Origin of the sequence: Lapillicoccus sp., from assembly GCF_039935575.1 — a bacterium.
GTDB lineage: Bacteria > Actinomycetota > Actinomycetes > Actinomycetales > Dermatophilaceae > Lapillicoccus.
Genome location: NZ_JBDTKA010000073.1, coordinates 41967 through 55374 on the forward strand (window position 1 = coordinate 41967; position 13408 = coordinate 55374).

The 13408-nt window shown below is 68.3% G+C and carries 13 protein-coding genes; 7 read left to right on the plus strand and 6 right to left on the minus strand.

Translation table 11 applies throughout. The features are described from left to right. Positions 1-177: 177 nt before the first annotated feature. The gene (locus tag ABI385_RS09055) at positions 178-690 is read left to right on the plus strand and encodes a hypothetical protein (protein WP_348103420.1); all 513 of its coding nucleotides are present in this window, start codon (positions 178-180) and stop codon (positions 688-690) included. Positions 691-732: 42 nt separating this feature from the next. Continuing rightward, positions 733-1260 carry a hypothetical protein gene (locus ABI385_RS09060; RefSeq protein ID WP_348103421.1) on the plus strand — a complete coding sequence of 176 codons (528 nt, stop codon included), beginning with the start codon at positions 733-735 and terminating at the stop codon, positions 1258-1260. 52 nt (positions 1261-1312) lie between these two features. On the opposite strand, the gene ABI385_RS09065 is transcribed toward ABI385_RS09060, so the two are convergent. The 6 genes from ABI385_RS09065 to ABI385_RS09090 form a co-directional block, all read right to left on the minus strand. Then, positions 1313-1603, minus strand: coding sequence for a putative quinol monooxygenase (locus ABI385_RS09065; protein WP_348103422.1), 291 nt, complete (start codon positions 1601-1603; stop codon positions 1313-1315). 81 nt (positions 1604-1684) lie between these two features. After that, positions 1685-2389: an ABC transporter ATP-binding protein gene (locus ABI385_RS09070; RefSeq protein ID WP_348103452.1), complete on the minus strand. Its 705-nt coding sequence runs from the start codon at positions 2387-2389 to the stop codon at positions 1685-1687. Positions 2390-2403: 14 nt separating this feature from the next. Next, positions 2404-3348 carry an ABC transporter ATP-binding protein gene (locus ABI385_RS09075; RefSeq protein WP_348103423.1) on the minus strand — a complete coding sequence of 315 codons (945 nt, stop codon included), beginning with the start codon at positions 3346-3348 and terminating at the stop codon, positions 2404-2406. After that, positions 3345-5117, minus strand: coding sequence for an ABC transporter permease subunit (locus ABI385_RS09080; protein ID WP_348103424.1), 1773 nt, complete (start codon positions 5115-5117; stop codon positions 3345-3347). The genes ABI385_RS09075 and ABI385_RS09080 overlap by 4 nt, the downstream gene beginning before the upstream one ends. Beyond that, entirely contained in the window at positions 5114-6037 is a 924-nt protein-coding gene (locus tag ABI385_RS09085) for a branched-chain amino acid ABC transporter permease (RefSeq protein ID WP_348103425.1), read from the minus strand. The genes ABI385_RS09080 and ABI385_RS09085 overlap by 4 nt, the downstream gene beginning before the upstream one ends. A 128-nt stretch (positions 6038-6165) precedes the next feature. Further along, complete coding sequence (locus tag ABI385_RS09090; protein ID WP_348103426.1) at positions 6166-7392, minus strand: branched-chain amino acid ABC transporter substrate-binding protein; 1227 nt, start codon at positions 7390-7392, stop codon at positions 6166-6168. 311 nt (positions 7393-7703) lie between these two features. On the opposite strand from ABI385_RS09090, the gene ABI385_RS09095 reads away from it, so the two are divergent. The 5 genes from ABI385_RS09095 to whiA all read left to right on the plus strand — a co-directional run bounded on the left by ABI385_RS09095 (position 7704) and on the right by whiA (position 13328). Continuing rightward, the gene (locus ABI385_RS09095) at positions 7704-8168 is read left to right on the plus strand and encodes a Rieske (2Fe-2S) protein (RefSeq protein WP_348103427.1); all 465 of its coding nucleotides are present in this window, start codon (positions 7704-7706) and stop codon (positions 8166-8168) included. A gap of 33 nt (positions 8169-8201) precedes the next feature. Beyond that, entirely contained in the window at positions 8202-10229 is a 2028-nt protein-coding gene (uvrC, locus tag ABI385_RS09100) for an excinuclease ABC subunit UvrC (protein ID WP_348103428.1), read from the plus strand. Further along, a complete protein-coding gene (rapZ, locus tag ABI385_RS09105) occupies positions 10226-11155 on the plus strand; it encodes an RNase adapter RapZ (RefSeq protein WP_348103429.1) in 930 nt (309 codons plus the stop codon). The genes uvrC and rapZ overlap by 4 nt, the downstream gene beginning before the upstream one ends. Beyond that, positions 11152-12159 (plus strand): uridine diphosphate-N-acetylglucosamine-binding protein YvcK, encoded by a 1008-nt coding sequence (gene yvcK / locus ABI385_RS09110; protein ID WP_348103430.1) that lies wholly within the window; start codon positions 11152-11154, stop codon positions 12157-12159. The genes rapZ and yvcK overlap by 4 nt, the downstream gene beginning before the upstream one ends. Positions 12160-12350: 191 nt before the next feature. Next, positions 12351-13328, plus strand: coding sequence for a DNA-binding protein WhiA (gene whiA, locus ABI385_RS09115; RefSeq protein ID WP_348103431.1), 978 nt, complete (start codon positions 12351-12353; stop codon positions 13326-13328). Positions 13329-13408: the final 80 nt, after the last annotated feature.

Consider the following 13408-nt stretch of genomic DNA (forward strand, 5'->3'; position numbering starts at 1 on the left):
CTCGCAAGCTCCACGATGATCGTCGGCTACTTCCCACCAATGCGACAGGCCTGACTTTCCCAGCGATCTAGCCGAGAGACCGAGCGCCGTCGTCGTATCAGAGCCGGCGCATCGCTCTCCCAGCACACGACGGCTCACGCCGAGGGGACAGCACATCCGAACGGGGAAGTGATCTTCATGGGGACCGAGCAGGAACCATCCTACGTCGAGTACCTGAGACAGCTCGAGGAACTGCTCGGCCCAGAGGCCTACCAGCAGACGCTGAGAGAGACCTACGCAGACGCTCTCCGGCAAGCGGTATCGACGTCGGACACCGCCGCCGCGTCGGACCTCTACGCAGCGTGCGGGCATGACCTGACGATCGTGCCTTCCACTCCGGCCTGGACCGGCTTCGCGAGCTGGTACGAAGGCCGTCTCGCCGTCGTCGCTGACCACGTCCTGTTCTTTGCCACCACGATCAGAGCCCCGGGTTGCCGAGTCCTGTTCGACATGGCGGGGCCTGCTGTCGAGGTGACCTTCTCGCGAAAGATGGGTTCGATCTCCATGACCCTACGAGATGGGTCGACCAAGAAGAAGGTCTTCCTGACTCCTCCGCGGCACAGCAGTCTGACCGAGGTCAGCGCACCGGCCGAGGGTCCTGGCTTCTCGGCGGTCGTTGATCAGGTCAAGGGGCTTTTCGATGCGGCCTGATCCTTGGGCGAGGCCGCGGGACTGCTGGGCGAGAGCGTGTCGATGTTCAGGTCTTACCGCATCGCCAAGGCCCACCAGGAGATGTGGAGGGTCTACCTCGACCGCCTGAAATCAGGGGAGTCAGCGCCCTTCACCAACCGGGGCCCTGAGATCCAGTCGACATCGATGACAACGCAACCTAGCGAAACGCTGCCGCCCGCGACCAAGCGACCACGGGTGATCGCCGAAGCGTCGTCGGTGACCACGGCTGGCGGTACCGCTGGGCGGCGGACAATGTCGGGGGACGAGGAGGCCGACGGGCATCTGGCGGAACGCGTCGCAGGCGCCAGCGGGGTATCGGCGGACGCGGCGCAGGTCGTCATCGACATGATCACGGACAAGGTGTTCGAGGAGATCGAGCAGCACGGACGGTCCCGCGTCCCGGCGTTTGGGACGGTTGTCTTGTCCGAGCGTCGGCAGCCCGGTTTCTCACAACCGACAGGGCACGTGACGTTCCGAGCCACCAAAGGCTTCCGCGATGCTGTCGAGATAGAATCGGAGGTGGCGAGCCTAGACGTTGCCCATTCCTAGCCTCCGACGACCTGTGGCGCCATCGCCCGCGTAGCGAGCATCAGGAGCAGTGTCAGGCGGGGGTCAGCGGGTGGATCGCCGGGGGAGCGGCGAGAGCGTCCTTGGTCGCGTCCAGCGCCGCGGCGATGTGGGCCGAGCCGAGGTGGGCGTCCAGAGCATCTTGGCTGACCCACTCCTCGACTGTGACGAAAGTGCCGGGGGTCGCGGCAGACTCGAACAGGTCGTACCGCACGCACCCCTCCTCGGACCGGGTATGGCCGAGCAGCTCGTTCAGGGCGCCCTTGACGACCGCCTCGGACCCAGGCTTGGCGGTGATCAAGGCGACGGTGTTGAGCACTGTCATGGTTTCGACTCCATTGTCGTAGAAGGGGTTGTCGTGGAAGGAAACCCGCGGTCGATTCCGGCCGCGGGCATACTGCGTGGGTCAGTCTTCGCCGAGGTAGGCCTTGCGAACGTCGTCGCTTGCGAGCAGTTCCTTGCCGGTGCCGTGCAGGACGATCGAGCCGACCTCGAGCACGTAGCCCTTGTCGGCGAGCTTGAGCGCGGCCTGCGCGTTCTGCTCGACGAGCAGGATCGTGGTGCCCTGCGCCTGCAGCGTCCTCACCGTCGACATGATCCTTTTCATCATCAGCGGTGACAGACCCATCGACGGCTCGTCGAGCATGAGCAGCTTGGGCCGACTCATCATTGCCCGGCCCATGGCGAGCATCTGCTGCTCACCGCCGGAGAACGTGCCGGCGGCCTGCTTCGAGCGTTCCCGCAGGATCGGGAACAGCTCGTATGCCGCGTGCAGGTCCTCGCGGATCGCCCCGTCCTTGCGGGAGAACGCCCCGAGGAGGAGGTTCTCCTCGACGCTCAGCCGAGGGAAGATGCGCCGGCCTTCGGGGGAGTGCGCGACGCCGAGCGAGACGATCTCGTGAGCGGCGGTGTCGTTGATCTGGTTGCCCTGGAACCGGATCGAACCGTGGGTGGACCGCAGCAGACCGGAGATCGTGCGAAGCGTGGTCGTCTTGCCTGCTCCGTTGGTGCCGATCAGTGTGACGACCTGCCCCTCCTCGACCGAGAACGTGATCCCCTTGACGGCCTCGATCTTGCCGTAGGAGACCCGCAGGTCGTTGACCTCGAGCAGTGCTGTTCCTGCGGTCACTCGCGCCACCCTTCACCCTCGGTCGCCCCTCGGGCGTCGTGCGGCACGTCGTCGAGACTGCGCCCCGCAGCCTCGGCCTCCTCCCTTGTCTCCTGCTCCGCTTCGGCCTCGGCCTCGGCGTCGTCGAGCTCGTCACCTGTGCCGATGTAGGCCTCGATGACGCGGGGGTCGGACTGCACCTCCGACGGGGTGCCCTCGACGAGGGTCTCCCCGCGGACCAGGCAGAGTACCCGGTCGCAAAGGTTGAAGATGAACCTCATGTCGTGCTCGATGACCACGACCGCGATGCCGCTGTCCCGGATCTTGAAGATCAGGTCGCTCGCTTGACGCGTCTCCTGCGGGTTCATCCCGGCCGTGGGCTCGTCGAGCAGGACCAGGGCGGGGTCGGTGGCGAGGGCGCGGGCGATCTCGAGGCGCCGCTGGTCGCCGTAGGGCATGTTGCGGGCCAGGGACTCCGCCGACCGACCGAGCCCGACGTAGTCGAGCAGCTCCTGAGCTCGGGCGCGCGTGGCCGCCTCCTCGCGCCGGAACTTCGGCCCACGGATGATCGAGGTCAGGGCCGCGGAGGAGGTGCGGCAGTAGCGGCCGACCATGACGTTCTCGAGGGCAGTCATGTTGGCGAACAGCCGGATGTTCTGGAAGGTCCGGGCCATCCCCGCCAAGACGACGGCGCGCGGTTTGGGCGGCAGGACGGAGCCCTTGAACGTCACCTGCCCCTCGGTCGGCTTGTAGAGGCCGGTGAGGCAGTTGAAGAACGTTGTCTTGCCGGCGCCGTTGGGACCGATGAGACCGACGATCTCTCCCTCGCGGACGACCAGGTCGACGTTGTTGACGGCGGTCAGCCCGCCGAACCTCATGATTACGCCGCGGGCCTGCAGGACCACCGCGGCGCCGTCGGACGGTGCGCGTGCGGTGCTGTCGGTGCTGTGAGTGACGGTCATGCGGTGGCCTCTTCCTCGAGGTGGATCTGTTCGATCCGTTCGGCCAGACCCTCGTCATCCTCGTGGAACTCGAGCTTGCGGCGCTGGCTGGCGATGATGCCCTCGGGGCGGAACCGCATCATGATCACGAGCACGAGACCGAAGATGAGCAGCCGATAGTCCGAGATGAACCGCAGCTTCTCGGGGAGCACGTTGAGGATCACCGACCCGATGAGGACGCCCGCCACGGTGCCCATACCGCCGAGCACGATCGCGGCGAGCAGGAACGCCGAGTTGAGGAAGACATACTGGTCGGGCGTGACCGACACGTCCTGGTGGGCCTTGATCGTGCCCGCCATGCCGGCGAGGAACGCGCCGCTGGCGAAGGCGAACAGCTTCAGGCCGAAGACGTTGACACCCATCGCCTCCGCGGCTTTCTCGTCCTCACGGATCGCCACCCAGCCACGTCCGATTCGGCTGTTGTTGAGTCGCACGAAGATGAGGATGACGAACGCGGCGAGCAGCAGCAGGAGGAAGTAGTAGTTCGCAAAGCGTCCGAGAACGATGCCGAAGACCGTATGCGACTGGCCGAAGTCCCAGCCGAACACGACGAGATCAGGGATCGCAGGAACGCCGTTCGGTCCGTGGGTGAGGTTGGGGCCGTTGATGCCGTCGAGGTTGCCCATGGCGAGGCGGAAGATCTCGCCGAAGGCGAGCGTCACGATGGCGAGATAGTCACCCGAGACCCGCAGCGTCGGCGTACCGATGATCAGGCCGAGGGTCGCCGAGACGCAGGCGCCGAGGACGACGACGAGCAGGAACGGCGGCTTCCAGCCGACTGTGGCGAAGGCCGAGTCGGACAGGACGGCGGCGGTGTATGCCCCGGCGCCCAGGAACGCGATGTACCCGAGGTCCAACAGGCCGGCCAGGCCGACGACGATGTTCAGGCCGAGCGCGGTCGCGGCGAAGATGATGACCTGGGTGGCGATCGACATGTTTGCGTCGGACCCGCCCTGCGTGAACGGGAACAGGAACGCGACCACAAAGGCGCCGAGCATGAGGACCTGACGGTTCTTCTGGGCGATCAGGCCCAGCCAGGTGAAGAAGTGCGACCTCGCCAGCGCCCACATCAACGTGCCCAGGACGACGAAGAACAGGACGAAGACACCGCCGTCGTCCTGACCGAGCGCAAAGGCCGCCCCGAACAGCGTGATCGCCAGCAGGATCACGATGGTGACGATCTCCAGCCAGGACGGGACGGACGCGAGCAGGGCGTCCTTGGTCTCGCGGGATCGTAGGAGCAGACCGCCCGCCGCGAGCACCACCGATCCGAGCCAGGAGACCCAGCCGCCGGGGTTGATGTTGATCAGGCCGCCGGACTGGTAGGCGATGATCACCAGCGTCAAGGTCATGAACGCGAAGGAGCCGATGCCCAGCGCGGACAAGGCTGCCGCCGAGTCCAGCCAGCTGCCGAGGCGTCGTAGCGGGCCTCGGTACATCAGCAGCAGCACGATCGCGACGACGCCGAGGATGATGGCGAAGATCTGGATCGTCCCGGGATAGCCGCTGATCGACAGGTCCTGGAGCACGTTCGCGGTGTAGCTCCAGGACAGCCAGCAGCCGGCGATGAGGATGACCGCACCGGCCAGCCCGAGTGGCCACGCAAGGGCGCCGAGGCGCTCCCGCATGCCGTCCAGCCAGGTCGGCTCGGTGGGCGGAGGAGCGTTCAGCTGTGCGTCCTGATCTTCCGGCGAGGCGGGCGGAGTCGGGGCGGCCGAAGAGGTACTCACGCTCGGTCCACCACCCTCGCGCCGAGCAGGCCCTCTGGCCTGAAGACGAGGACCACGATCAGGAGCACGAACGCCCACACGTCCTTCCAGGCCGACCCGCCGAACTGTCCGGGGATGAACTGGGTCGCCAGCGACTCGACGACCCCGAGGACGAGGCCGCCGACGACGGCCCCTTGGATGTTGCCTATACCACCGAGCACCGCTGCCGTGAAGGCTTTCAGACCGGCGATGAAGCCGATATGGAAGTCGATGTTCTGGTTCTGCAAGCCCTGTGCCACACCGGCAACCGCCGCGAGGATGGCGCCGAGGACGAACGCCACGACGATGATCCGGTCGACGTTGATGCCCATCAGTCGTGCCGTGTCCGGGTCCTGCGAGACCGCCTGCATCCCGCGTCCGAGCTTGGTGCGGTTGATAAAGTAGAACAGCAGGGCCGCACACACGACGAGGGCGGCCACCGTGAAGATGGCGGCGCGCTGGATGGTCAGCGAGCCGAGGTGGAGAGCGGGGCCAGTGACCACCTCGATGGGTGGAAACGGCAGTTTGCTCTTGGCGCCGGGATAGAAGAGCCGCACGGCCTCCTGGAGGAAGACGGACACACCGATCGCGGTGATGAGCGGCGCGAGGCGTGGCGCGTTGCGCAGCGGACGGTAGGCGAAGCGCTCCATGATGACGGCGATGACGACCGACGAGACGATGGCGCCGACCATCATGATCGGCAGCACCCACACGGCGGTGGTGCCGGAGAAGAGAGTGGACCAGGTGGCCAGCGCCCCGAACGCCCCGATCATGAATATCTCGCCGTGGGCGAAGTTGATCAGCTGGACGATGCCGTAGACCACGGTGTAGCCGACGGCGATGAGCGCATACAAGGACCCGAGGGTCAGGCCGTTCACCAGCTGTTGGAGCAGATCGTTCATGCGTGCTTCACCGGTTCTCTCCCGAGATCGACAGCGGCCGAGGGCATGCGGCTGGGGGGGACATCGTGCACCTGCGACAGACACAGGGGCGGGGCAACTGCGCCCGCCCCTGTGTCTGTTCCGCCGACCTACTTGAAGGTGTCGGTCTTGTCGGTGACCCAGGCGCCGTTGTCGACCTTGTAGACGGTGATCACCTTGGACGTCGCGTCGCCGAACTCGTCGAACGAGACCTTGCCGGTCACGCCTTCGAACGAGACACCGCCGACCGCCTTGATCGTCGCCTCACGGGCCGACTTGACGTCCGAGGCGCTGGCCAGGGAGGTCTTGAGGCCGTTGATGATGGCGTTCGCGGCGTCATAGGAGTACCCGCCGTATGCGGCCGACGGGTCCGGGAAACCGGCTGCGGCATACGCGGCGAGGAACTTCTTGCCAGCCTCACTGCTGTCGGCCGGGGCGCCGACCGAGGTGGCCAGGTCACCGTTGCTCGTCGTACCGGCGAGTGCGATGAACTTTGGGTCGTAGATGCCGTCGCCACCCATGAGGGGGACGTTGAGGCCGGACGCCTTCATCTGCTGCGACAACGGACCCGCCTGCGGGAACTCACCGCCGTAGTAGACCGCCTTCGGTGCACTCGGAGCGACCTTCGACACGACGGCCTGGTAGTTCGACTCGTCGGGGTTGATGGTCTCGGCAGCCGTGATGGTGCCGCCACCCTTCTTGAACTCCGTCGTGAACGCGTCCACCAGACCCTGGCCGTAGGCCTTCTTGTCGTGGATGGTGGCGACCGACTTGATGCCCTTGCCGAGCAGGTACTGGGCCGCAAACGGGCCCTGGACCGCGTCGGTGGTGCAGGTGCGGAAGTAGGTGTCGTAGGGCCGCTTGGGGTTGGTCAGGTCGGCGCCCTTGGTCAGCGTCGGGTTGGTGTTGGCCGGCGAGACCTGCACGATGCGGGCCGACTGGAAGATCGGCTGAGTCTGCTGGCTGACACTCGAGTTGAGGTTGCCGACGACGCCGATGACGTCGTTGTCGGCGGCGAGCTTCGTGGCGGCGTTCTTGCCGACGTCCGCCTTGGCCTCGTCGTCCACTGCCTCGACCTCGAGCTTCCAACCGGGCACCGTGCCCGCGGCGTTGGCCTGCTTGACGGCGAGCTCAACCGAGTGCTGGATGCCCTTGCCGAGCGCGGAGAGGTCACCAGAGAGAGGGGCGATGACCCCGATCTTGACGGTCTTGGTGGCTGCGCCACCCGTGCTGCCGCCGGTGGTGGTGCCGGAGTCGCCGCGGGAGCCGCAGGCCGACAGGGCAAGCGCCGCGACAGCGAGCGGAACCCCGATCCGGACGATGGAACGCTGATGCACAGATCCTCCTGGGAATGTTGGGCGCGGGACGACCCCCGACGCCCCCCGTCGCGACAACCGCGAGCGTGTCGCACAATAACCCCCTGCCGGGCCCCAATCCCGCGCCCTGAGCACCTCCGTGTCTGTCTTGTGATGTAGGAAGCTGGTGTTTCGTCCCTGTTCAGACACAAAACCGTCGTTTCGACCGGTGAACCAGGGCGCTGGTCATGGCGTCACCACAGGTGGTTGACAGCCGTGACGGGCACGGTGGACCTGCTCAGGTCGTTGAACCGGCACGTCTGAACCAGACCACCTAAAGGCAGGACGAGGCCATGGCAGACCAGCCCATCTCCACCGCGCGTGACACCGAGACGCTCAACCGCAGAACGGTCCTTCGAGCCGCCGGGATCACCGGGGTCGGCGCCGCCGGCGCCGGCGTCCTCGCCGCCTGTGGCGGCTCCGGCTCGACGTCGACCGGCTCGGGCGGCGCCGCTGCCAGCAGTACCACCGCCGCCTCGGTCAAGGCGGCCGACGTCCCGGTGGGCGGCGGCCTGATCAACCCCGACGCGCTCTTCGTCGTCACGCAGCCCACGGCGGGGACCTACAAGGCATTCAGCGCCGTCTGCACCCACCAGGGATGCACGGTGACCAAGGTGACCGGCGGGAAGATCGACTGCCCTTGCCACGGCAGCCAGTTCGACATCTCCACCGGGGCGCCCACGGCGAGCAGCCAGGCCAAGAAGGCGCTGCCGGCCAAGACAGCCACCCTCAACGGGGACACCATCACCGTCGCCTGACCGGGTGACACCCCGCATACCTAGAGTTGGGGGGTGGCCGACCCGTCGACGTACCGCCCCAAGGCGGGGGAGATCCCGGTGGACCCGGGCGTCTACCGGTTCCGCGACAGGGACGGCCGGGTCATCTACGTCGGCAAGGCCAAGTCGCTGCGTCCCCGGCTGTCCTCGTACTTCCAGGACATCGGGGCCCTCCACCCCCGCACCGCCACCATGGTCCGCACCGGTGCGAGCGTCGAGTGGACGGTCGTCAAGACCGAGGTCGAGGCGCTGCAGCTGGAGTACAGCTGGATCAAGGAGTTCGACCCGCGCTTCAACGTCAAGTATCGCGACGACAAGTCCTACCCGTTCCTCGCCGTCACGCTCGGTGACGAGTTCCCCCGCGCGCAGGTCATGCGGGGGGCCAAGCGCAAGGGCACCCGCTACTTCGGCCCGTTCTCGCACGCCTGGGCGATCCGCGAGACCCTCGACCTGCTGCTGCGGGTCTTCCCCATGCGCACCTGCAGCTCCGGCGTCTTCAAGCGGGCCACCCAGAGCGGCCGGCCCTGCCTGCTGGGCTATATCGACAAGTGCTCGGCTCCCTGCGTCGGTCGGGTGACGCCGCAGGAGCACCGAGCCATCGCCGAGGACTTCTGTGACTTCATGGCGGGCAACACCGCGAAGTTCGTCCGGCGCATCGAACGCCGAATGCAGGAGGCCTCGTCGGCGCAGGAGTACGAGCTCGCGGCCCGGTTGCGCGACGACATCGGTGCCCTCAACAAGGCGCTTGAGAAGTCTGCGGTCGTACTCGCCGACGCCACCGACGCCGACGTGTTCGCCCTCGCCGACGACGAGCTGGAGGCAGCCGTCCAGGTCTTCCACGTCCGCGGCGGTCGGATCCGTGGACAGCGCGGCTGGGTCGTCGAGAAGGAGAGCGAGGACGTCCCCGACCTCGTCGGCCACCTGCTGCTCCAGGTCTACGGCGACGAGGGCGGCGAAGCCGTGCCACGCGAGGTGCTCGTCCCGGTCCTGCCGACCGACGCCGAGGCCGTCCAGGTCTGGCTCGGTGGGCTGCGCGGGTCCAACGTCGACCTGCGCGTGCCGCAGCGCGGCGACAAGCGCTCGCTCATGGACACCGTCCGCCGTAACGCCGAGCAGTCTCTCGCCCGGCACAAGGTCGCGCGAGCCGGTGACCTCACCGCCCGGAGCCAGGCGCTCCAGGAGCTGCAGGAGGGCCTCGAGCTGGAGGACGCGCCGCTGCGGATCGAGTGCTTCGACGTGAGCCACGTCCAGGGCACCAATGTCGTGGCGTCCATGGTCGTCTTCGAGGACGGCCTGTCGCGCAAGAGCGAGTACCGCCGGTTCATCGTTCGCGGTGCGCTGGCCGAGAGCCCCGACGGGCTGCCCGGCACGATCGACGACACCGCCGCGATGCACGAGGTGCTGACCCGACGGTTCCGGCGCTACCTGGACGAACGGGAACATTCGACCGAGATCGACCTCGGCCCCGAGACCGACGACGGTGAGGATGCCGAGGAGGGTATGCGTCGGGCCCACGGTCCGATCGATGAGGTCACCGGCCGGCCGCGCAAGTTCGCCTACCCGCCCAACCTCGTCGTCGTCGACGGGGGTCTCCCGCAGGTCAACGCGGCCAAGGCCGCGCTCGACGAGCTCGGCATCGAGGACGTCGCCCTGGTCGGCCTGGCCAAGCGGCTGGAGGAGGTCTGGGTCCCCGGCCAGGACTTCCCGGTGATCCTGCCGCGCACCAGCGAGGGCCTCTACCTGCTGCAGCGGGTCCGCGACGAGGCGCACCGGTTCGCGATCACCTTCCACCGCCAGCGCCGTTCCAAGGCGATGACCGCGTCGGTGCTCGACGACATACCGGGCCTGGGCGAGGTCCGTCGCAAGGCCCTGCTGCGCCAGTTCGGCTCGGTCAAGCGGTTGCGCGCCGCATCGGCCGAGCAGATCGCGGAGGTCGCCGGGATCGGGCCGACCCTGGCCGTCGGGATCGCGGCGCGCCTGGTACAGGACTCGTCCTCGGCGGTGCCGGCCGTTAACGTGACGACCGGGGAGGTGCTCGAATGACGGACAAGGTCCCACCGGCGGCGATCCGGAGCGCGCGCGCATCGCCGGGCGCCGACGAGCCCATGCTCGTCCTAACCGGCATGAGCGGCGCGGGACGCTCGACCATGGCGAACGTCCTCGAGGACCTCGGCTGGTTCGTTGTCGACAACCTGCCCCCGCAGATGCTGCCGCAGCTGCTCGAGCTGCACGAGGAGTACCTCGACCGCACTCCCGACCCGCTCATCCGTCGGGTCGCCGCCGTGGTCGACGTCCGCAGCCACGGGGTGTTCGCCGACTTCGAGCAGATCGTCGCCGAGCTCGGCAGCGTAGGGCACCGCCCGTCCGTCGTGTTCCTCGACGCCACGGACGAGGCGCTGGTACGTCGGTTCGAGAGCGTCCGCCGGCCGCACCCGCTGCAGGCGGACGGACGCCTGTTGGACGGCATCCAGCGCGAACGCCTGCTGCTCGGCGAGCTGCGCTCCGAAGCCGACGTCATCCTCGACACGTCCGGGCTCAACGTCCACCAGCTCGCGGCCAAGGCGATGTCGCTCTTCGCCGGCGATGGCGCCGCGCAGGTGCGGCTCGCGGTCATGTCGTTCGGGTTCAAGTACGGCGTGCCGCTGGACGCCGACTTCGTCCTCGACCTGCGGTTCCTGCCCAACCCGTTCTGGGTGCCGGAGCTGCGGCCGCTCACCGGACGAGACGCGGTGGTCTCCGAGTTCGTCCTCGCGCAGCCGGGCGCCACCGAGTTCGTCGACGACGTGGTGCGCCTGCTGGGCCCGGTGCTCAACGGGTTCGTCCGGGAGAACCGCCGCTACGTGACGATGGCCCTGGGCTGCACGGGTGGGAAGCACCGCTCCGTCGCGATCGCCGAGCAGCTGGCTGTCCGACTGGCCGACGGTCGCGTCGACACCTTCCTCGTGCATCGTGACTTGGGGCGCGAGTGAGCCCCCGTCCCGGGCGCGGCCCACGGTCCTCACGCGACCCGCGCTCCTCACGCAACCCGCCGTCCTCGCGCAACCCCAAGGTCGTCGCTCTCGGCGGCGGGCACGGGCTGGCGGCCTCCCTCTCCGCGCTGAAGCTGTTGACCGACCGGGTGACCGCCGTCGTGACGGTCGCCGACGACGGAGGCTCGTCCGGGAGGCTGCGCGAGGAGTTCGCCGTGTTGCCCCCGGGAGACCTGCGGATGGCGCTTGCGGCCCTGTGTGACGACACCGAGTGGGGGCATACCTGGCGCGACGTCCTGCAGCACCGCTTCCAGGGCGACGGACCCCTCGCCGGGCACGCCCTCGGCAATTTGCTGATCGTGTCGTTGTGGGACCTGCTCGGCGACACCGTGGACGGGCTCGACCTGGTCGGCCGGCTGCTGAACTCCCGGGGCCGGGTGCTGCCGATGGCCAGCGTCCCGTTGGAGATCGAAGCCCAGATCGCCGGTCACGACGGGGCCTCACCAGAAGCCCTGGTCACCGTGCGGGGGCAGCACCGGGTCGCCTCGAGCACAGGACGCGTCCAGAGCGTCCGGCTGTTGCCCCCCGACCCCGCCAGCCCGCCGGAGACGCTCGAGGCCGTCGCCGAGGCCGACTGGGTCATCGTGGGTCCGGGGTCCTGGTTCACCTCCGTGATGCCCAACCTGCTGGTCCCCGACCTGCGCGACGCCCTGGTCACGACGAGGGCCGGCAAGCTGCTCAACCTCAACCTCGAGGTCCACGCCGGCGAGACCAAGGGCTACCGGGCACAGGACCATATCGAGAGCCTGGTCAAGCACGCACCCGAGCTGCAGTTCGACGTCGTCCTCGCCGACCCCTCGTGTGTCGAGGACGAGGCCGAGGTGCAGCGGGCCGCCGATCTCGTTGGCGCCAGGCTCGTCGTGACGAGCGTGGCGACGACCGGACAGCCCGGCCGTCACGATGCCCTGAGACTCGCTGCCGCCTACCGCGACGTCATCGGATAGCCTGCGGCTCTCCGAACCCCCACCCCACCCACCGATCCGCCTGTCTCGACGGCCTTCGACCCCGATTCGCCTGCGACCGGGCCTGGCCTCGGAACCAGGGTCGTGGCAGCCGAACTACGGGTTCGGCGGTTCCGTCGGGGGACCAGATCGGACAACCGGATGACGATGGGCAGGGTGGCAGGATGGCGGGCATGGCGATGACGGCGAAGGTCAAGGACGAGCTGAGCCGCTTCGAGGTGACCAAACCCTGCTGCCGCAAGGCCGAGGTGGCGGCGACGCTCCGCTTCGCCGGTGGCCTGCACATCGTCGGGGGCCAGATCGTCGTGGAAGCCGAGCTCGACACCGCCAATGCCGCCCGTCGCCTGCGCCGGTTCATCGGGGAGGTCTACGGCCACAAGTGCGAGGTCCTGGTGATGTCGGCAGGGGGATTGCGCAAGAGCAGCCGGTACGTCGTACGCGTCGTCGACGAGGGCGCGATGCTGGCCCGCCAGACCGGGCTCATCGACTCGCGCGGCCGGCCCGTGCGAGGTCTGCCGCCAAAGGTGGTCAGCGCATCGGCCTGTGACTCGGAGGCCGCCTGGCGCGGCGCGTTCCTCGCGCACGGCTCGCTCACCGAGCCCGGCAGGTCGTCCGCGCTCGAGGTGACCTGCCCCGGACCGGAGGCCGCGCTGGCCCTGGTGGGCGCTGCGCGCCGCCTAGGGATCCAGGCCAAGGCCCGCGAGGTCCGCGGGGTGGACCGGGTCGTCATCCGTGACGGCGACGCGATCGCGGCGATGCTCACCCGGCTCGGCGCTCATGACGCCGTCCTGGCGTGGGAGGAGCGCCGGATGCGGCGCGAGGTCCGTGCCACCGCCAACCGGCTCGCGAACTTCGACGACGCCAACCTGCGCCGCTCGGCCCGCGCCGCTGTCGCTGCCGGCTCACGCGTCGAACGCGCCATGGAGATCCTCGGCGCGGAGGTCCCGGACCACCTCGGCGACGCCGGACGGCTGCGGCTGGAGCACAAGGAGGCGTCGCTCGAGGAGCTCGGCCAGCTGGCCAGCCCCCCGATGACCAAGGACGCCGTCGCCGGGCGGATCCGCCGACTGCTCGCGATGGCCGACAAGAGGGCTTCAGACCTCGGCATCCCGGGCACGGACGCCAACCTCACGCCCGACATGCTCGAGTAGCGCACGCACATACCGAGCTCGTATGGAAGTGGTGCCTTGCCCGCAGGACGGACGCGCGTGAGCCACGTCACGACCAGGGG